The 19,277-nt window shown below is 64.8% G+C and carries 22 protein-coding genes and 1 pseudogene; 17 read left to right on the plus strand and 6 right to left on the minus strand.

Translation table 11 applies throughout. The features are described 5' to 3' along the window. Window positions 1-171 precede the first annotated feature (171 nt). The 5 genes from trxB to B2W79_RS04575 are packed head-to-tail and all read left to right on the plus strand — an operon-like array spanning window position 172 to window position 3,987. On the plus strand, window positions 172-1,149 hold the full coding sequence (gene trxB, locus B2W79_RS04555) for a thioredoxin-disulfide reductase (protein WP_029266208.1): 978 nt from the start codon (window positions 172-174) through the stop codon (window positions 1,147-1,149). Beyond that, on the plus strand, window positions 1,146-1,472 hold the full coding sequence (trxA, locus tag B2W79_RS04560) for a thioredoxin (RefSeq protein ID WP_029266209.1): 327 nt from the start codon (window positions 1,146-1,148) through the stop codon (window positions 1,470-1,472). Before trxB ends, trxA begins: the two co-directional genes overlap by 4 nt. Next, window positions 1,469-2,566: an ACR3 family arsenite efflux transporter gene (gene arsB, locus B2W79_RS04565; RefSeq protein WP_029266210.1), complete on the plus strand. Its 1,098-nt coding sequence runs from the start codon at window positions 1,469-1,471 to the stop codon at window positions 2,564-2,566. Before trxA ends, arsB begins: the two co-directional genes overlap by 4 nt. After that, on the plus strand, window positions 2,563-3,561 hold the full coding sequence (locus B2W79_RS04570; protein ID WP_029266212.1) for a metalloregulator ArsR/SmtB family transcription factor: 999 nt from the start codon (window positions 2,563-2,565) through the stop codon (window positions 3,559-3,561). Before arsB ends, B2W79_RS04570 begins: the two co-directional genes overlap by 4 nt. A 21-nt stretch (window positions 3,562-3,582) precedes the next feature. Next, window positions 3,583-3,987, plus strand: coding sequence for an arsenate reductase ArsC (locus B2W79_RS04575; RefSeq protein WP_029266214.1), 405 nt, complete (start codon window positions 3,583-3,585; stop codon window positions 3,985-3,987). A 46-nt stretch (window positions 3,988-4,033) separates the two neighbouring features. On the opposite strand, the gene B2W79_RS04580 is transcribed toward B2W79_RS04575, so the two are convergent. The 6 genes and pseudogenes from B2W79_RS04580 to B2W79_RS04605 form a co-directional block, all read right to left on the minus strand. Next, window positions 4,034-4,690 carry a DsbA family protein gene (locus B2W79_RS04580; RefSeq protein ID WP_029266216.1) on the minus strand — a complete coding sequence of 219 codons (657 nt, stop codon included), beginning with the start codon at window positions 4,688-4,690 and terminating at the stop codon, window positions 4,034-4,036. Between the two features lie 44 nt (window positions 4,691-4,734). After that, window positions 4,735-6,819 carry a heavy metal translocating P-type ATPase gene (locus B2W79_RS04585; RefSeq protein WP_231479865.1) on the minus strand — a complete coding sequence of 695 codons (2,085 nt, stop codon included), beginning with the start codon at window positions 6,817-6,819 and terminating at the stop codon, window positions 4,735-4,737. After that, window positions 6,816-7,151 (minus strand): Cd(II)/Pb(II)-sensing metalloregulatory transcriptional regulator CmtR, encoded by a 336-nt coding sequence (cmtR, locus tag B2W79_RS04590; RefSeq protein ID WP_029266220.1) that lies wholly within the window; start codon window positions 7,149-7,151, stop codon window positions 6,816-6,818. Before cmtR ends, B2W79_RS04585 begins: the two co-directional genes overlap by 4 nt. A gap of 120 nt (window positions 7,152-7,271) precedes the next feature. Next, the gene (locus tag B2W79_RS04595; RefSeq protein WP_029266222.1) at window positions 7,272-7,658 is read right to left on the minus strand and encodes a hypothetical protein; all 387 of its coding nucleotides are present in this window, start codon (window positions 7,656-7,658) and stop codon (window positions 7,272-7,274) included. Beyond that, window positions 7,658-8,095, minus strand: coding sequence for a hypothetical protein (locus B2W79_RS04600; protein WP_292787498.1), 438 nt, complete (start codon window positions 8,093-8,095; stop codon window positions 7,658-7,660). The genes B2W79_RS04595 and B2W79_RS04600 overlap by 1 nt, the downstream gene beginning before the upstream one ends. A 251-nt stretch (window positions 8,096-8,346) precedes the next feature. Next, window positions 8,347-8,755 (minus strand): annotated as a pseudogene (locus B2W79_RS04605) (heat-shock protein HtpX). 265 nt (window positions 8,756-9,020) lie between these two features. On the opposite strand from B2W79_RS04605, the gene B2W79_RS04610 reads away from it, so the two are divergent. The 12 genes from B2W79_RS04610 (at window position 9,021) to B2W79_RS04665 (ending at window position 19,155) form a co-directional block, all read left to right on the plus strand. Continuing rightward, the gene (locus B2W79_RS04610; RefSeq protein WP_143049227.1) at window positions 9,021-9,320 is read left to right on the plus strand and encodes a hypothetical protein; all 300 of its coding nucleotides are present in this window, start codon (window positions 9,021-9,023) and stop codon (window positions 9,318-9,320) included. A gap of 79 nt (window positions 9,321-9,399) precedes the next feature. Continuing rightward, on the plus strand, window positions 9,400-10,065 hold the full coding sequence (locus B2W79_RS04615; protein ID WP_029266226.1) for a DsbA family protein: 666 nt from the start codon (window positions 9,400-9,402) through the stop codon (window positions 10,063-10,065). After that, complete coding sequence (locus B2W79_RS04620) at window positions 10,065-11,054, plus strand: flavin-containing monooxygenase (protein WP_029266228.1); 990 nt, start codon at window positions 10,065-10,067, stop codon at window positions 11,052-11,054. The genes B2W79_RS04615 and B2W79_RS04620 overlap by 1 nt, the downstream gene beginning before the upstream one ends. 10 nt (window positions 11,055-11,064) lie before the next feature. After that, window positions 11,065-11,979 carry a cation diffusion facilitator family transporter gene (locus tag B2W79_RS04625; RefSeq protein WP_029266230.1) on the plus strand — a complete coding sequence of 305 codons (915 nt, stop codon included), beginning with the start codon at window positions 11,065-11,067 and terminating at the stop codon, window positions 11,977-11,979. After that, window positions 11,972-12,664 carry a copper resistance CopC family protein gene (locus B2W79_RS04630; protein ID WP_292787502.1) on the plus strand — a complete coding sequence of 231 codons (693 nt, stop codon included), beginning with the start codon at window positions 11,972-11,974 and terminating at the stop codon, window positions 12,662-12,664. Before B2W79_RS04625 ends, B2W79_RS04630 begins: the two co-directional genes overlap by 8 nt. 19 nt (window positions 12,665-12,683) lie before the next feature. Beyond that, window positions 12,684-13,193 (plus strand): signal peptidase II, encoded by a 510-nt coding sequence (locus B2W79_RS04635; RefSeq protein WP_231868231.1) that lies wholly within the window; start codon window positions 12,684-12,686, stop codon window positions 13,191-13,193. Next, window positions 13,190-13,525: a DUF6804 family protein gene (locus tag B2W79_RS04640; protein WP_029266233.1), complete on the plus strand. Its 336-nt coding sequence runs from the start codon at window positions 13,190-13,192 to the stop codon at window positions 13,523-13,525. The genes B2W79_RS04635 and B2W79_RS04640 overlap by 4 nt, the downstream gene beginning before the upstream one ends. A gap of 25 nt (window positions 13,526-13,550) precedes the next feature. Continuing rightward, entirely contained in the window at window positions 13,551-14,501 is a 951-nt protein-coding gene (locus B2W79_RS04645; protein ID WP_029266234.1) for a cytochrome c oxidase assembly protein, read from the plus strand. A gap of 70 nt (window positions 14,502-14,571) precedes the next feature. After that, a complete protein-coding gene (lnt, locus tag B2W79_RS04650; protein ID WP_051667918.1) occupies window positions 14,572-16,095 on the plus strand; it encodes an apolipoprotein N-acyltransferase in 1,524 nt (507 codons plus the stop codon). Next, window positions 16,092-16,595 carry a DUF3515 family protein gene (locus B2W79_RS04655; RefSeq protein WP_036331304.1) on the plus strand — a complete coding sequence of 168 codons (504 nt, stop codon included), beginning with the start codon at window positions 16,092-16,094 and terminating at the stop codon, window positions 16,593-16,595. The genes lnt and B2W79_RS04655 overlap by 4 nt, the downstream gene beginning before the upstream one ends. Beyond that, complete coding sequence (locus tag B2W79_RS04660) at window positions 16,592-18,496, plus strand: cytochrome c oxidase assembly protein (protein WP_062635481.1); 1,905 nt, start codon at window positions 16,592-16,594, stop codon at window positions 18,494-18,496. Before B2W79_RS04655 ends, B2W79_RS04660 begins: the two co-directional genes overlap by 4 nt. Continuing rightward, window positions 18,493-19,155 (plus strand): copper resistance CopC family protein, encoded by a 663-nt coding sequence (locus B2W79_RS04665; RefSeq protein ID WP_051667920.1) that lies wholly within the window; start codon window positions 18,493-18,495, stop codon window positions 19,153-19,155. The genes B2W79_RS04660 and B2W79_RS04665 overlap by 4 nt, the downstream gene beginning before the upstream one ends. Window positions 19,156-19,277: the final 122 nt, after the last annotated feature.

Raw genomic sequence — 19,277 nt, forward strand, 5'->3', positions numbered from 1 at the left:
GCACGCCATCCGTACTGCGCAGATCGGCGCAAGGCCCGTCGGCGCAGTCTGACCGACCCACGAGAGGGCGACTTCCCGATTGGGAGGTCGCTTCTTGGCATCCAGGTGCAGTGTCCGTGAACTGTCTCGCCGCCGATTGCGCCTTACTTTGAAGAATGTCAATATAGATTCATGTCGAATCAACAGATTGAGCTGGTCATCATCGGATCGGGCCCCGCAGGCTTCACCGCCGCGATCTACGCGGCCCGGGCAAACCTCGCCCCGGTCGTTATCGCCGGTTCGGTGACCACCGGTGGTGCGCTGATGACGACGACCGAGGTGGAGAACTTCCCTGGGTTCGTCGACGCCGTCAACGGACCGGAGTTGATGGAGTCGATGCGTCAGCAGGCCGAGCGGTTCGGCGCCCGCATCCTCCTCGACGACGCAGTCAGCGTCGACCTCGACGGACCGATCAAGGCCATCGTGACTGGCGCGGGTGAGACGTTCCGTGCGCGTGCGGTGATCCTCACCATGGGCTCCGCCTATCGCAAGCTCGGGTTGCCGGATGAGGAGCGACTCACCGGCCGAGGCGTGTCCTGGTGCGCCACCTGCGATGGGTTCTTCTTCCGCGAGCAGGAGATCGTCGTCGTCGGCGGCGGGGACTCCGCGATGGAGGAGGCCCTGTTTCTCACCCGTTTCGCATGCAAGGTGACCGTCGTGCACCGTCGCGGCGAGGTCCGCGCTTCGAAGATCATGGCGCAGCGCGTGCTTGACCACCCGAAGATCGAGGTGGCATGGAACAGCGAGATCGCCCGGCTGAACGGCGACGAGAAGCTCGAATCCGTCACCCTCCGTGACACCGTCACCGGCACCGAGCGCGAGCTGGCGGCGACCGGTGTCTTCGTCGCGATCGGCCACGACCCCCGCTCGGAGTTGGTCACAGGACAGGTCGTCACCGACGCAGGCGGGTTCGTCCGAGTGGATCATCCTTCCACCCGCACGAACATCCCCGGGGTGTTCGCGGCCGGCGATCTGGTCGATCACACCTACCGGCAGGCGATCACCGCCGCCGGCACCGGCTGCGCCGCCGCTCAGGACGCCCAGCACTACCTCTCGAACCTCGAGAACGACCCGGCCGCTCCGATCGAGGCCGAGGAGGTCTTCGCATGAGCACGCTCACCGCCGTCACCGACGCCACGTTCGAGGACGAAGTTCTCGACTCCGACATCCCTGTCGTCGTCGACATCTGGGCCACCTGGTGCGGTCCGTGCCGCCAGGTCGCTCCGCTTCTTGAGCAGCTCGCCGCCGAGTACGACGGACGAGTGAAGATCGTCAAGGTCGATGCGGATCGGAATCCCGAGACCGTGACCGCCGCTGGCGTCACGTCGATCCCCACCCTCGGCTTCTTCCGCGACGGCACCGGCACGGACATCCTCATCGGCGCGCACCCGAAGCCCGTCATCGCCGAGAAGATCGAGGCGCTGCTCGCATGACCACCGCAACCGCAGCTTCCGCTCCCGCCGCCGTCCGGCGTCTGTCCACCCTCGACAAGTGGCTGCCACTGTGGATCGGGCTCGCCATGGTCGCAGGACTTCTCCTCGGCCGATTCGTCCCCGCTCTGTCGGACCTGCTCGGCCACCTCGAGGTCGGCGGCATCTCGGTGCCCATCGGGCTCGGGCTGCTGGTGATGATGTACCCGGTGCTCGCGAAGGTCCGCTACGACAAGATCGCGGCCGTCACCGGCGACAAGAAGCTCCTCGTGTCTTCGCTGGTGCTGAACTGGCTCGTCGGCCCTGCGGTCATGTTCGCCCTCGCCTGGATCTTCCTGCCAGATCTGCCCGAGTACCGCACGGGGCTGATCATCGTCGGTCTCGCCCGCTGCATCGCGATGGTCGTCATCTGGAACGACCTCGCCTGCGGCGATCGGGAAGCGACCGCCGTACTCGTCGCGATCAACTCTGTCTTCCAGGTGGTCGCCTTCTCACTGCTGGGCTGGTTCTACCTCACCGTCCTGCCCGGCTGGCTGGGTCTGGACACTCAGGGGTTGGAGATCTCGGTCTGGCAGATCGCCCTGAACGTGCTGGTCTTCCTCGGCGTGCCACTCGTCGCCGGCTTCGCTTCCCGCTGGATCGGCGAGAAGCGTCGCGGCCGCGCCTGGTACGAGGAGAAGTTCCTCCCCGTGATCGGCCCCTGGGCGCTGTACGGGCTGCTGTTCACCATCGTGCTGCTGTTCGCGCTGCAGGGCGATGCGGTCCTGGCCAACCCGCTGGACGTCGCGCGGATCGCGCTGCCACTGCTGGTCTACTTCGGGCTGATGTGGTTCGCAGGGCTCCTGCTCGGCAAGAGCCTGGGCCTGAACTACGCCCGCTCCACCACGCTGGCCTTCACCGCGGCCGGGAACAACTTCGAACTCGCCATCGCCGTCGCCATCGGCACCTTCGGCGCCGCCTCCGGGCAGGCTCTGGCGGGCGTCGTCGGCCCTCTCATCGAGGTGCCCGTCCTCGTTGGACTCGTCTACGTCTCCCTCTGGGCGGCGCGCGCTTGGTTCCACACCGATCCCTACACCGGCGAAAGGATCACCTCATGAACGTCACGCTCACCGACGCCGTCGACAGCTGCAGCCCGGTCGCTACCCACGCCATCGGCCACGAGGCGGCGTCCACCGTCGCCGCGACCTTAAAGGCTCTGTCGGATCCGCTGCGCCTGCGCATGCTCTCCGCGATCGCTTCCGATCCGCGAGGCGAGTCCTGCGTGTGCGATCTCGCCGAGCTCGCACACGTCTCACAGCCCACCGTGTCGCACCATCTGAAGGTCCTCAAGGGCGTCGACGTGCTCACCTCCGAACGGCGCGGCACCTGGGTCTGGTACCGCATCAACCCCAGCCGCCGGGGCGCCGTCACCGCTCTGCTGGACTCCTTCGCGCCTGCGACCATGACGGCGCCCGGCGAAGACGGCGACGCCGAAGGCCGCGCCGGCCACCCCGAGTTCGATGCGCGGATCACCCACCTCGCCGATGAGCTCGCCGCCGAGGTCCCCGAGCTCGCCCCGGAGACCGTGCTGGGCATCGTTCGTGAGTCGTACACGTCACTCGCCCGCACGGCAATAGTCACGGGAGCGCTTGTCCCGCTCACCGAACGCTTCGCACGTCAGCGACTCGCCGACCTCACGCGCGACCGCGACTCCGCTGTACCCCAGGTGTTGTTCGTCTGCGTGGCCAATGCGGGGCGTTCGCAGCTCGCTGCCGCGCTTGTCAACAAGCTCGCCGCCGGCAGGGTTGTCGCCCGCTCGGCAGGATCTGCTCCCGCGGACGTCATCCATCCGCACGTCCGCTCGATCCTCGCCGAGATCGAAGGCGACCTGGCCGCCGAACGCTTCCCCAAGCCCCTCACCGACGATGCCGTCCGTGCCGCCGACGTGGTGATCACGATGGGCTGCGGCGACGTCTGCCCGATCATCCCCGGCGTCCGCTACGACGACTGGGCCGTCGGCGACCCTGCCCTCGCATCCCGCGAGGGCGTCGAAGCCATCCGCGACGACATCGAGGACCGCGTCCGCGCCCTCGTCGATGAGCTCACGCACTGACCACCACCCACAGGAGCCCTCATGACCGACACCACCAAGCCCTCCGTCCTCTTCGTCTGCGTGCACAACGCCGGCCGCTCCCAGATGGCTGCCGGGTTCCTCCGCGACATCGCCGGCGACCGCATCGAGGTCCGCTCCGCCGGCTCCATGCCGGCCGACCAGATCAACCCCATCGCCGTGGAAGCGATGAAGGAACTGGGCATCGACATCACCGCCGAGCAGCCCAAGATCCTCACCACCGAAGCCGTGCAGGCCTCCGACGTCGTGATCACCATGGGATGCGGCGACGCCTGCCCGTTCTTCCCTGGCAAGCGCTACGAGGATTGGAAGCTCGACGATCCTGCCGGTCAGGGCATCGAGGCTGTTCGCCCGATCCGAGACGAGATCCGGGCACGCATCGAGAGGTTGGTCGACGAAATCCTCTGATTCAAAGTCTGTCCGCTGAGGCGGGCCTCGCGCACGCTCGATAGTGTCAGCGAGCGACGGCCTCGTCGAGGGCATCCGTGAGGTCCCTGAGCTGGGTGAGCTCGAGCTTCTCGCCGTCGAGGAAGAAGGTCGGCGTGCCACTGACGTTGAGATACTGGCCGTCGTTGCGGTCTGCTTCGACTCTTTCCTTGGTGGCGGGGTCGGCGATTGCTTCGTCGTACGAGTCCATGTCGAGGCCTAGGTCTTCGGCGAACGTCCGGAACAACTGGGTGTGAGAGGTCTGCTGCTCGCCCCTCTGAGCCTGGGTCTCGAACAGGCGAGCGTACATCTCCTCGAACTTGCCCTGTTGAGCTGCCGCTTCGGCGGCGAGGGCGGCGTTCATGGAGTTGAAGTGTCCGGGCAATGGGAAGTACCGCACGACGTAGTTGATCTCGCCCTCATAGTCGGCGCGGATCTGTTCGACCACCGGGTAGAACGCTCCGCAGGCTTCGCACTCGAAGTCGAGAAACTCCACCAGCGTCGGCGCATCCGGGCCGGCGTCGTCCAGGACGTGCGAGTCAGTCCGGGCGCCGGGCAGTGCGCCCGCCGAGCCGGAAGGGTCGGGAGCAGCGGGCCGGGTCAGCATGACCACGACCAGAGCTGCGATCACGAGGACGATAACGACGGCACCGGTGATGAGGCTGACTTTGACGGGGGTCTTCACGAAGGATGGCTCCAGCTCGGACGGCGATATCACCGCAGGGTTGGTCAGGCGCGTGCGGGCTCGGGTGCCGGCGCTAGCTCTCGGAGAGCAGCGGGGCGTCGGGCTGCACGGACGCCGTTGAGGATGACGACGACCTCGGCGATCTCGTGTACCAGGACGACACCGGCCAGACCGAGAACGCCGAACAGCGCCAGCGGGAAGAGCACGATGATGATGGCGAGGGCCAGGGCGATGTTCGCGGTCATGATGCGTCGCCCGCGGCGCGCGTGCGCGAGCGCGCCGGGGATGAGGCGGAGGTCGTGGCCGGTGAACGCGACATCGGCGGACTCAATGGCGGCCGCCGAACCTTTCAGTCCCATGGCGATGCCGACCGTGGCGGTCGCTAGTGCTGGGGCGTCGTTGATGCCGTCCCCGACCATGGCCGTCGGGCGGACGGTGGTCAGGGATTCGATCGCGTGGGCCTTGTCGGCGGGCAGCTGCTCGGCCCGCACATCGTCGATGCCTGCCTGGGCGGCGATGGCGCGGGCGGTGCGTTCGTTGTCGCCGGTGAGCATGACGGTCTCGATGCCCTGACTGTGGAGCATCCGCACGGTCTCGGCCGACTCCGGGCGCAGTTCGTCACGGATGCCGATGAGCCCGGCGACAGCGCCGTCGGCTTCGACGACGACCACGGTCATGCCCTCCGCAGCCATCCCTTCGGCGGCGGTGCTGAGCACGGCCGGGTCAAGCCAGCGCGCGTTCCCGACGCGGATGAGTGTGCCGTCGACGCGGCCGGCGATGCCGTGGCCGGCTTCTTCCACGACATCGATGGCGGACAGCGCCTTCGGGGATGCCGCGGTGATCGCGGCGGCCAAGGGGTGCGTGCTGGTCGCCTCGATGGCGGCAGCCCAGGCGAGCAGGTCGTCGCGATTGGTCCCGTCGGCGGGTCGGACGTCGACCACCGCGGGTTCGTTGCGGGTGAGCGTCCCGGTCTTGTCCAGCGCGACGGCGCGGATCGTGCCGAGCTGCTCGAACGCCTCCCCGGACTTGATCACCACGCCGAACTTCGACGCGGAGCCGATGGCGCTGATCACGGTGACCGGCACCGCGATCGCCAGCGCGCACGGGGACGCCGCGACCAGGACCACCAGTGCCCGCTCGATCCAGGTCCAGGGGTCACCGACGACGAAGCCGAACAGCGCGACGAGCGCCGCGGCGATCAGGACGACGGGAACCAGCGGGCGCGCGATCCGATCCGCTAGTCGTGCCCGATCGCCCTTGCGGGCGTGGGCCTGCTCCACCAGCGAGACGATCTGCGTGAGGGAGTTGTCGCGGCCATCCGCGGTCGCCTCGATCCGCAACGTCGCCGACCCGTTCACCGAACCTGCCGCGACCACGTCGCCGGGCCCGACCTCGACCGGGATGGACTCCCCGGTGATCGCCGATGTGTCCAGGCTGGAGCGTCCCTCGACGACGACACCGTCGGTCGCCACACGCTCGCCCGCTCCGACGACGAGGATGTCGAGCTCGCGCACATCGGCAGCAGGGACCGTGATGTCGCCACTGAGCCGTGAGACGCGCACCGTCTCCGGGATCAGTGACAGCAGTGCGCGCAGGCCCTCCTTAGCGCGGTCCATCGCTCGGTCCTCCAGCGCCTCAGCGAGGGAGAACAGGAACGCCAGGGTCGCTGCTTCACCGACGTGCCCGAGCAGGACGGCGCCGACAGCAGCGATCGTCATCAGCAGACCGACACCGAGCCGGCCACGGATCACGCGCCGGATCGCACCGGGAACGAACGTGTACGCGCCAGCGAGCAGAGCTGCCCACTGCAGCACCAGTGCGGCAATCTCCAGGCCCGTCCACTCGAACGCGTACCCGGCGAGTAGGAACACACCGGACAGCGCCGACGGCAGTAGAGCGATGTCCCGCCACCACGGTGGACGCACCTCGAACTCGTGATCGGCGCCGGCGGCTGGTGGCAGGGCGGGGCCGCAGCACGCATCGCCGTCATCATGAGCAGATACGCCCGCCGCCGCCTGCACGACCTCTGGGCCGCAGCAGCCGTCTCCCCCCTGCGGTAGCGACAACTCGACGCGGTGGATGGTGCCTGTCTTCCGCGGCTCGTCGTCGCCGCAGCACTCCGCGCTCATGCGCAGCACTCGCACTTCTCGTCAACGCACGGCACGCCTTCATCGACCGCCACAACCGCGTCGAGAAGATGCCGCAGGCCCACCGTCAGGTGCGGATCTGCGATCTCGTACCGCGTGCGACGACCCTCCGGCGTCGCGATCACCAGTCCACAGCCCCGAAGACAGGTGAGATGGTTCGACACGTTCGTGCGGCTCAGTTCAAGATCACGGGCGAGCTCGGCCGGATAACCCGGGGCATCCAGCAGCGACAGCAGGATCCTCGAACGCGTCGGGTCGGCCATCGCCCGACCCAGCCGGTTCATCACATCGAGACGAGAAGCAATAGTCAGCACACGATGACTATACACGGGACACTGAACTATAGCGATGGCGACTCCACTGGACACTGCATCGAGGCGTGGCGCCTTGTCCACCACCTCCTGGAACGTGCCGAGCTTCACTCAGGATCGCGCCTACCGGAAGTTCTTCGACGAGTCCGTGTCGTTCGGATGCGACGGGGATGCCTCGATGAGTATCACCCGTCCCGGCTTCTTGCCCTTCGGCTGGGGAGCGTCGACCGCGTAGCGAAGCCTCGCGCCGTCCGTGACCTTGTACTGCCAGACGGGCAGGGTCCTCCCGCCCACCACCGCTGTAGATAGGTTGCCCTTCAGCTGGTAGCAGCGCGAGCTGTCGAACCGCGTCGGGTGAGCGGTCAGGTAGTCCCAGGCATCCGCGAGGGCGTTCTTCGCGGTCGCGCGAAGGTCGCGCCACCCGCGCTCCGCCGCGACGTCGCCGAAGACGATCTCGTACTCGCTGACCCTTGTCGGTCGCGGAACCGACGATCCCCGCCTTCCCGCCATTACGGGCGCTCGACCCGCGCAGACGTCTCCGTCAGATCGATCGGCTTAGCCGGCTGCGCACCCATGGCGTAAGCCGCAGCAGTCTCCCGCCACTCGTGCTGAGCACGCAGCAGGCGTTCAAACGTGCCCAACTCGCTGGCGGAGTAAACCAGCCGCTCAATTTCGCTCGCGTAAGTGGCCAGCTCGCCCTCATCGAACTCACTCGTCCACGCGAAGAGCTCCCGCAGCGCAGCGCCGACATCGCCCCTGTTCCGCCCGATAGCGCGGAGCAGTTCACTGGAGAGCTTCACGCCAAGCTCGAGCGTGTCGAGGTCGTGGCCACGAAGGATAACCAGGTCATCGCCATCCCGACGAGTGATACGCACCTGGCCCTCGTCGATGTGGGCAAGGACATCCTTCGGCTTACGGAGGAGATCGGTGAAAGTCGCGGTGCTCATGAGACCAGAGTACATCAGATAAACATCAGAGGTTCTGCGTCTTGTGCGCTGGAGCCCCCCGCTGCACCCGTCCGGATGTCCGTTCAGTCGGACACCCCACTGAGAACGAGTGCATCGGCCGCGATAATGTCGGAAGCGCGGTGAGATGACGCTAGATGTCACTCGGACGGGGACGGCGTCGGATTCTCTACGCGCTTTGCGGTGACACATTCCTGACGATGCACCACCGGATTGCCATCCCGCCCACGAGATCAGGTGAGTTCACTCTCGAGTTGTTCGATGCGTGCGCGGATGTCGTCGCAGTTCGAACGGACGGCGTCGATACCCTGGCGCGCTGGGTCGTCCAGCTTCCAGTCCTCGTAGCGCTTGCCAAGAAAGAACGGACAGGCCTCGCCGCATCCCATACTGATGACGACGTCAGACGCCTGCACGGCTTCGGTTGTCAGCACTTTTGGGCTGCTCGGCTGTGCTGTCGATTCCGAGCACGCCCATCGCCTCGTCAGCAGTCGGGTTGGACCGCTCGGCGGGCATGGATCCCGCCGAGCGGACCTCGACGCGGTCGCCTGCGATGTCGCGGAGACATCCGGCCGCCATCTGCGAGCGTCCGGCGTTGTGGACACCGACGAAGAGGACGGAGCGCTTGGTGGTGGTGTCAGTCATGGAGGGCCCTAGTAGGTACTAGTCCAGGAGGCCTCGTCCACGAGGGTGCGTACCCGTACGGTTTGATTGTCGAGGCTGGTAACATCCTCGTGAAATGATCACGTCTGGCCGGTCTCGTAACCAGGCGGCGTCTGTTGACAAGCTCCTGATAACGAAGATCATTACAGGCCTTGGGTTGGCCCTGCTCTTGATTGTCGGAGCATGGTCCGGTGGTCATCGCGACGCGGACGCCTCTCCATATCTCACTGCTACCTCGACTGCATCGATGGAAACCGAGCTTACGAGCTATGGTGCGGTTGGCTCGTCGACGCATGGTTCTGGTGGCGCCTCATCGGAACGGCTCCTGATAGACGGCGCCTCCGCGAACGCACTGATCGGCCTTACAGGGTGCGTGTTTGGCCTCGTCTGCTCCTTCCTGATCCTCATCGTCGCTCGAGCCTTCGTAAATCGCGTGCCGAACGGAAATCGCGAGCGACTTCCGCGCATGCCCGAGATGAGGGCCGCACCCGACCGCCCGTTTGCACGAACTCTTTCCCTCACGCAACTCTCTCTGTCGCGCACCTGACATCGATCAGCCATCTCACGATGGCGCTTCACATTCGGTGGGGTTCACGTTCGTTGTGCTGTGTTGTGGTTGGAGAGAAATGAAAGCGTCTCAAAAGGCGATCCTCGTCACGGTGGGTCTCGTCGTTGTCCTCCTTGTCGTCGCGCTGGTGTACGTCCTTCTCAGTGAGAATCGGGCCTCCGCGCCCGAGACAGAAGGCAACGACGGCCCTCAGGTGGTGCGAGAGAATTCACATGTGCTCGACGATGGCGGCGACGCAGCGGTCACCGTGGTCGAGTTCCTCGATTTTGAGTGCGAGGCGTGTGGCGCCTTCTACCCGCTGGTCGAGGACCTTCGTGAGAAGTTTGATGGGGAGATCACCTACGTCATCCGGTATTTCCCGTTGCCTGGCCACTTCAACTCGAAGAACGCTGCGATCGCGGCAGAAGCGGCGGCCCAGCAGGGACGGCTGGAAGACATGTACCACCGCTTGTTCCAAACACAGGCCCAGTGGGGTGAGGCTCAGGAGTCGCGTGCGAACCTGTTCCGGGGTTTCGCTGTGGAGCTCGGGTTGGATATGGCTGCTTTCGATGAAGCGGTCGCGGATCCGGCGACCGCACAACGAGTGGAGTTCGACGTTGATGAGGGCGAGCGACTCGGCGTCAGCAGCACTCCGACGTTCTTCATCGACGGGGAGCAGGTCGTATTGGAGAAGTGGACGGACCTCGAGGACGGCATCGAAGCTGCGGTGAACGGGACGCAGTGATGGTGCGTTCGTTATCGCATCGCCGAGCGATTATCGTCGGGGCCGGCCAATCTGGATTGGCGATGGCGTCCGCGCTGTCGTCCTATGGGCTGGAGGCACAGAAAGACTTCGTCATCATCGATTCCGCGCCGACCGGTCAACGAAGCTGGGCAACCCGTTGGCACTCGATGAGGCTTCTCAGCGATGCTCGCAACAGCACTCTCCCCGGGTTCCCCTTTCCCGGGGACAATCGCCGTCATCCAGGCGGTCGCGAGATGAGCGACTACCTGGCTTCTGTAGAGAAGACGCTCGGCGTGAAACCTCTCTGGGGCGTTCGCGCTCTCGAGGTGGAACGCCGCGGAGACGGATCCACGTTGCACCTTTCGACGTCCATCGGGGACGTGCAAACGCGAAACGTTGTCTGTGCCACAGGATCTGCGGCAGTGCCCCGAGTCCCTACCTGGCGCCAGAATCTGTCGGCACCCGGAACGGTTCTACATTCCAGTCAGTACCTACACCCGGGCCAGATCCCTTCGGGGACCGTGTTGGTGGTCGGCGGAGGGTTCAGCGGCGTACAGATCGCCGAAGAACTCGCTCACTCGCGAGATGTCACTCTATCCACCCGAACAGAACGACCGCGGCCGTCAGCGCGATGGTCCATCTGGCCGAGGCTGCGCCGCAACCACTCGATTCGTTCCGGCCCCGCGCCCACCGCTCTGGCCGGCGTGAGCCACGCGCCCCCCGTCGTGGAGGCCGACGGAGCCGTCGTGACATTTGCCGATGAGTCGACGATGCAGCCGCACTCCATGATCCTCGCTACCGGCTACGAACCCGGCGACAAGTGGCTACCCGCCCCGGAACCCACCGGTGCTCGGACACAAGCCAACACGCATATTCCCGGACTGTTCACGGTCGGCATCCCGAAGTACTCCCGAACCGGCGCAGACACGATTCCGGGGGCATGGAGTGATGCTGCCATCGTCGCCCCCAACATCATCGACCGCCCCTGAAAGGATCACCATGACAGAAGCAGGGCACTCGCACGGAGTGGGTGACGCCACTCCCCGCAATCGTCTGATCATCGCTTTCGCGATCACCTCCTCGGTCTTCGTCATCGAGGTGATCGGGGCGATCATCACCGGCAGCCTCGCACTACTCGTCGATGCGGCGCACATGCTCACCGATGTCACCGGGTTGGCTATGGCCGTCACCGCGGCGCATCTCATGAATCGCCCTCCCACCCCCAAGTACACCTTTGGCCTGCAAAGGACCGAGGTTCTCGGAGCACTCGCCCAAGCAGCGCTGCTCCTCGGGGTCGGCATCTTCGCGCTCGTCGAAGGTATACGGCGGCTCTTCGAACCCCCAGAGATCGCGTCAGGAAGCCTGCTGTTCTTCGGTATCGTCGGCCTGGTCGCCAACATCGCATCCATGCTCGTCCTGTTCAGCGGCCGCGGACGCAATCTCAACATGCGCGCCGCATTCCTCGAGGTCGTCAACGACGCCCTCGGCTCCGTAGGCGTGATCGCCAGCGCGATCCTCATCGCCGCTTTCGGCTGGTATCAGGCCGATGCCGTCGCCGGTATCTTGATCGCCCTGCTCATCATCCCTCGCACGCTCATCCTGTTGCGAGCATCCGGACGTGTGCTGTTGGAATCGACACCCCCGGGTCTCGATCTGGACGATGTCCGCCGCCACATCCTTGCCCTTCCGCACGTGGTCGCGGTGCATGATCTGCACGCGACTCAGGTCTCAACGGACCTCCCCACCCTCAGTGCCCACGTCGTGGTCGACGACACCGTCACCATGGAGACCTCCGCGGCGTTGCTGACAACTCTTCAGGAGTGCGTCAGCGAGCACTTCGCCGTCAGCATCGAGCACTCCACTTTCCAGATCGAACCCGAATCGCATCCCGGAGAGCACGACACCCATGCATAAGAACCTCCCCAGACGCACCGCCATTGTCTTATCCGCCGTGCTGTTGTCAGGAGCAGTCGTCGTCGCCACCCCGACGGTCGCTGTCGCTGACGACAACTTCGACTCGTCGTACCCCGTTGCCGACTCGACCATCAGCGGCTCGCCTGATGAGATCTCACTGATGTTCACGGGAACCCTCAACAACGAGGCCGGCACGACGATCATCGAGGTCCTTGATGAAGGCGGAGAAGACGTTGCTGTCGATTCGCCGACGGTGAGCGGTCAATCGATCACTCAGCATCTCTCCCCGGAAGCCGCCGTTGGTCTGTTCACAGTGCGCTGGAAGACAGTCTCTGGGGACGGGCATCCGATCAGCGGGCAGTTCTCGTACACCGTCGGACAGCCCGGACCGAGTACGAAAACCGCGCCACCCGCAACGCCGAGCCCCAATCCCAGTCCCAGCCCGGAAGAATCCGACAACACTACGGAGGAGCCAGAGCCCGCTCCTGCCAGGCAGACATACGGTGGCACACCATCAGGCGGAGCAGAGTCCGAGATGCTGCCCGTGTTCTTCGTCGGCGGCCTGGCAGTGATTCTCGGGTTCGGCGTCGTCGGAGTGATTCTGGCCGGACGCCGGCGCCACCAGCAAGACCGTGCCCAGGCTTCTAGAGATACGGCGGCTGGGGAGGGGGGTCACGATGCGTGACCGGGCACGAAGGTTCGCCGTGGTGTTGATCATCGCCGCGATCGTCACTTTGGTCGATCAGGGAACCAAGGCCCTCGCTCTGAGCTCATTGAGCCAGGATCAGCGCATACCCCTGGTCGGCGATTGGCTCGGTCTTCAATTGGCGTTCAACCCGGGGGCGATCTTCTCGTTGGGCGAAGATGCGACCTGGGTCATCACTGTCGTCGGCGTCATCGCGACCACTCTGCTCGTGGGAGCCGCTACGCGAACCCAAAACGCATGGTCAGCAGTCGGCTTCGGTTTCATCGTGGGAGGCGCGATCGGCAACCTCATCGATCGCCTCTTCTCTCCCCCGTCGTTCGGAATCGGACACGTCACCGACTTCCTCGCCTACGGAAACCTCTTCATCGGAAATCTGGCCGATGTCGCCCTGGGTATCGGCGCCGTGTTCCTTGTGATCGCGGGTCTGCGCGCCAGTCGCCGACACTCCTCGCCTTCTCGCCCCGAATCCACAGATCCCGCACCAGCCGAAGAGATGGCCCGCCCATGAGCCCCAAACAACGTGTTCCCTCCACCTATCAGCGCAATGCTCTCGCCCCCAGCCTCGTCGCTGCCGCCATCCTGTTTCTCGCGCCTTTGCTCGTCCAGGCGGGCTGGGCGCCACTCGTCCTGTTTGTTGCGTCGATTTTCGGGCTGATCATCGCATGGTTCGCCGTGCAGGCCCGTCATTGGTGGTGGGTACCGATCTTCGTCGCGGTGGCTGTGCTCTGGAATCCGGTGATGCCCTTCCCCTTCTCCGGTGTCGTGTGGGAGATAGCTCAGCCCGTCGCCGCTGTGGTCTTCCTGGCGGCGGGGGCGACGATCAAGGTGATCCGGAAATGATCTGCGGGAACCTCGCGTCAACACCATGCTTGTGAGCGGCGCGATCCCCGACACTCCGCCAACGCTGCAGTCCTTGCTCGCGCCGGCGGATCTGACCATTCCTGTGTTGCCCGTCATCGCCGGAGTCCTTGCGGCCCTCTATCTCGTCGGAGCGGTCCGCCTATGGATGCATGGTCGGCGCTGGTCCGTCTGGCGGACCGTCAGCTTTCTTCTCGGATGTGTTCTCCTGGCGGCAGTCACTGGCCTTGGGGTAGAGGCGTACGGAGAAGTCCTTGTCTCTGTGTTCATGTTCCAGCAGCTGACCCTGATGATGACGGTGCCGCCGTTGCTGGTTCTGGGCTCGCCGGGCACTCTTCTCCTCCGAGCGACACCGCACCGTGGAGCCGGCCGGATGATCCTCACGGCAGCGCATACCGGTCTTCGGAGTCGCGCCGCCAGGTGGTTGCTCAGCCCGTGGTGCACGGTTCCCCTCTACCTGTTCGCCTTCTACGGCCTCTACCTCGCGGGCTCGGCGGACGTCATCCTCGCCCTGCCTGCCGGCCACGTCATGCTCGAGTTGGCGTTCCTCCTCGCCGGCGTGCTGTTCACCATTCCGATCCTGTCTTCGGATCCACTCCCGGTGAGGTTGGGTCACGGAGCGCGGGCACTCGATGTGTTCGCCGAAGCCGCACTCCACGCGTTTTTCGGAGTGTTTCTCATGATGGCCAGCACGATCCTGGTCGGTTCGTTCGTCGCACCCACGGAGGCCCTGGGCGTCGACCCCCTCGAAGATCAACAGCTTGCCGGCGCGCTGGCTTGGTCGTATGGCGAAGCGCCCACGGTGCTGATGCTGGTGTACGTGATGCACCGCTGGTTCCGCAGCGACACGGCCGCTGCTGCTGCTGCAGACCGGTACGTCGATCTGCATGGGAACTCAGAGCTCGACGCGTATAACTCCTACCTCAGCAAACTGAACTCTGATGACCCTCAACGTTGATGCAGTCGTGAGGCGCCCAATCGCCTCCCGCAGGAGGTGTAGTCGTCACATCGGGTTCGATCCACGCACCATGTCGACGGCAGTACCGTTGCCCGTTGCGATAGTCGCGTCCGCTATCGCCGGCGCCGCGCTGGATCTTGCGTACCCGGAGCTCGGCTGGTGGCCCGTGGCCTTTGCGAGTGTGACGATCGGCCTGTGGACACTGCGCGGGCGTTCGCTACCCGCGGCGTTCTTGGTTGCCCTCGTCTACGGGGCCGCGTTCTATTTCACCCACCTCGTCTGGGTCTCACGATTTCTCGGCCCCATCCCCTGGGTGGCGTTGGCCGGACTGGAATCGCTGCTCTTTGGTGCCGGTGGGATGCTGATTGCGCTCGCATATAGGGTGATGACCAGCCGCTCGCGGTGCGGATATTCCATGATCACGCCTGCGCTCATCGCAGGCGTGTGGGTGCTGCGCGAAACCGTGATGGGAACTTTCCCTTACACGGGGTTCCCCTGGGCGCGGATCGGATTCACCCTTACTCAAAGCCCGTTCGCGGAAGCCGCCTCCTGGGTGGGAACTACCGGGCTCTCCTTCCTGACGGTCCTCATCTGCGCGAGCAGCTTGGACGCACTCGCTCATCGACGACGGCGACCGGGAGCAGTCGCAGTTCTCGCTCTCACTGCCACCGCGCTCGCCCCCCTGTTCCCCACTACGCAGGCAGGTGCCATACGTGTCGGATGGGTGCAAGGAAACGGACCAAGCGGCTACTTCGACACCAAAGCACCCGGCGACATCATGCGGGCTCAGGAAGGGGCGACAGCTCCTCTCCTCGGTCGGGGGATGGATCTTCTCGTCTGGCCAGAAGGCGCAGTCGACGCGGATCCTTTCCAGGATGCAGACGTCACCGACCGGCTTGACCGACTCGTAGCAGACGCCGGCGCTCCGGTGTTGGTGAATGCGGCGACCGTGCGCGGCGACGATACTTTCAATACGTCGATCCTGTGGACGAGCGCCGGACCGCAGCAGATCCACGACAAAGCCAACCCCGTGCCTTTCGGCGAATACGTCCCGGACCGTTGGTTCTACGAGGCCATCGCTCCTGACCTCATCGGACTCATTCAGCGCGAGTACACGCCTGGCTCAAACACGCCCCTCGTGAACGTCGGCGGTGTTCCCGTCGGTCTGGCGATCTGTTTCGACGTCATCTACGACAACGTCATTGAGGACAGCGCGGCGAAGGGCGCACAACTGTACGTGTTCCAGACGAACAACGCCGACTTCAGAGGCACAGATGAGAACCTCCAGCAGCTCGCTATTGCGCGTATGCGCGCCATCGAAACCGGAAGAAGCATCGTGAACGTGTCGACGACCGGCACGAGCCAGGTCATCCGCCCTGATGGGACCCCACTTGCAGAGCTCGCGGTGAACACGCAAGGCGCAAACGTCACCGAAGTGCCCCTCTATACCGGGACCACGCCAGCGGTGGTTCTTATGCCGTGGATCGGGTGGGCGTTGAGCATGGGAACCGTATTGATGCTGCTCGTCACCACCGCTACTCGTCAGCAGCGAGCGGGCGAGGATTTCCGTTTTCACGAAGGGAACACGCTGTGAAGACAAAATCGCTCTCGCTTGGTGCGGCGTTCGGCGCGCTGCTTCTGCTCAGCGGGTGCGCTCCCACCGTGCATCTCGAGGCGGCTCCGAAAGCGAACGATCCGTTGTGCGCGGAGGTCACGGCCCGGCTACCCGACTCTATCGGTGATCAGGCGCGGGTGTGGACGGACGCGCAAGCCACTGGCGCATGGGGAAGTCCCACCAGCGTGCTGCTCACCTGCGGGCTGGACTCACCGGCTCCCACCACGCTGCAATGTGTGAGTTTGGGGGGCGTCGATTGGATCGTGGACGAAGCGGAGACACCAAATCTACGGTTGACGACCTACGGGCGGGAGCCCGCAGCGCAAGTGTATGTGGACACGACGACGTTGTCGGCCGACGCCGTTCTCCAAGCACTTGCCGGAGCGATTCAGCAGCTTCCGAAGAACGATGCGTGCACAGAACCGATCACGAAAGACCCTGACGAAGAAACCTCTTCGACGGAGGGAGCGACACCGTGACGCCTCCTATTCTCCGCGTCGCCGGGCTGACGATTTTCGTCGTCTCTGCAATCGTCGCCGTCGTCATCGGGCTGGTGATCGGCGGAGGAGCTGCACCGAGGCTGACCAGCGACCCCGGCGCGGTGGTTCGCTGGGGCCTCCCGGTCGCGAAACTACTCGTCAACCTCTCTGGCGCTGCAATGGTAGGACCACTCGTGTTCGCGCTGTTCGCTCTCGCATCCGGCACGAAGCCCTTCCTCACCGCGCTCAATCTTGCCTCGGCGGGTGCCGCAATTCTTACCGTCGCGAGCGGGACGGTCACCTTCCTCACCTTCCTGTCCTCGTTCAACCCGAAGGTGAGCCTGGAGGCAGAGTTCGGCGCACAACTGGGCCGTTTCCTCCTCGACACCGAGCTTGGAAGATCTTGGCTCATCACCGCCATCTTCGCGTCGGTCGTGACCGTGCTCGCATTCGCGGTGCGCGGCTACGGTGCCGTGCTCGTCACAACGATGCTCGCGATCATCAGCCTGATTCCGATGTCCACTCAGGGGCACTCCGGGGAACTGGCCAACCACGACGCGGCAGTCATGTCTCTCACCCTGCATATCGTTTCGGCGGCGGTGTGGCTCGGCGGGCTCACATTGCTCATCGTGATCCGTCCGGGCCTTCCATCGTCCACCCTCGAGGACATACTCCGACGGTACTCGACGTTGGCACTCATCGCCTTCGTCGTCGTCGCCGTATCGGGGTATGCCCGGGCGCTCACTGCCCTCGGACGATGGGACGACCTCGTCACGCCGTATGGGCTGATCCTGCTCGCAAAGATCCTCGCGCTGGTGGTGATGGGCATCCTCGGAGCCGCCTACCGCGGTCGACTCATCGCAAAAGCGGGCGAGGGCCGCAACACCTTCTGGATGTTCGTGTGCGTCGAGCTGGCATTCATGGGTATCGCAAGCGGCGCCGCCGCGGCCCTTGCCCGAACAGCCGCACCCGCGGACACGATCACGATTCCTCAGACCACGGCCGCGGAGATCCTCACCGACGCCCCAGTCCCGCCAGAATTCACGACGGAGCGATGGTTCACGGCGTGGAGCATTGATCTGCTGTGGGTGATTGTGGGAGGTTTCGCGGTGTTCTTCTACCTTGCCGGGGTGGAGCGCATGAGACGTCTCGGGCAGCCTTGGCCGATGCGGCGCACCATCGGCTGGGTGATCGGGATGGGCGCGCTCGTGTGGACCACCAGTGGCCCGCTCGCTGTGTACGACGAACCTCTGATCAGTATGCGTTTCCTCTCTTTCGCACTTCTCGGCCTCGTCATACCGGTACTTCTCGTTTCCGCTGCGCCCCTCGTGCTCGCACTCACCGTCATACATCCTCGGGACGACGACAGCCGCGGAGCTCTCGAATGGCTTCTGTGGGTTGCCGCCAGCCGAACAATTCGGCTGGCGCTCAACCCCATCATCACCGCCATACTGTTCACCGCCACGATGTGGCTGATCACATACTCGGACCTCTTCCGATGGTCGCTTTACGACCAACTCGGAAGCGAATGGATGATCACGCACCTCCTCGTTATCGGGTGCCTCTTCGTCAGTTCGCTCTTCCGGCGCAATGGCGCCGTGCCCGCTCCCGGGCGATCTCGGCGGTGGACCTTCACCGCACTCATCACTCTGACTCTGACGACGGTGTTCATCGGCATCGCCACCATCACCCGAACAGACCTCATCGTCGCCGAGTGGTTCGGCGCCATGGGACGGAGCTGGGGATCCACCCCGCTCCAGGACCAGCGCGTCGGAGGAATCATCATCGTCGGAATCGCGGCTTTGCTCGCGGCCCTGATCGCAGCCTCGGTGCTGCGCCCCCAGCGCACAAACTCAGTTACCCTCCCCACGCACACCTCCCGAAAGGACGCATCGCGGTGACCTCGACCCGACGCCCGACCTGGCTCGCCGGCAGCATCATGACCCTGATTGCCTTGAGCATCATCGTCGCCCCCGCACCCGCGGCCATGGCGCACGATAACCTCCTCGACGCGGTACCCGCGCCGGAAGAGACGGTGACACAGCTCGACGCCGTCGCCCTCACCTTCAGCGGAGAGCTCATCGACTTCAGCCAGGCCAGCTTCGCGCAGGTCCAAGGCCCCGATGGTCTGTACTACGAGAGCGCGTGCTCGACTATCGACCGCAACGTCCTCACCACTCCGGTGAGACTCGGAAAACCTGGTGTCTACACCGTCCTCTGGAACGCGGTCTCCAGCGATGGGCACCCCATCTCCGAGAGCTACACGTTCACCTACGCACCGACAGGCGTGGACCCCGAATTCGGGTGGGACAAACCAGCATGCGGAAATGAAGAGTCCCGCGCTCAACCCGGTAAGTCGACTCCGTCGCCTACCCCCACAACGAGCGGTGAAACGGAAAACTCAGAGCCGTCGTCGGCACCGACATCCCCACCCCAGGACGAAACCACAGCCATCGCGATTCCCCTCATCATCGCCGTAGGCGTGGTCGGAGTTGGCGTCATCGCCACAGCTCTCGTCGCACGACAGTTGCGCCGAAAGAAGGATCAGCGCCATGACTGATGTACGGACCCCGGCCATCGGGTCGCAGCGACGACGCAGTTACGCGCCGACCATACCCAGCGCGAATCAGTCACATGTGGCGAGGTGCCACGGAAGCGGCAGCCCCCCAGGAGACGATGGAC

This window comes from Microbacterium sp. UBA7513, assembly GCF_002478345.1.
Classification (GTDB): Bacteria; Actinomycetota; Actinomycetes; order Actinomycetales; family Microbacteriaceae; genus Microbacterium.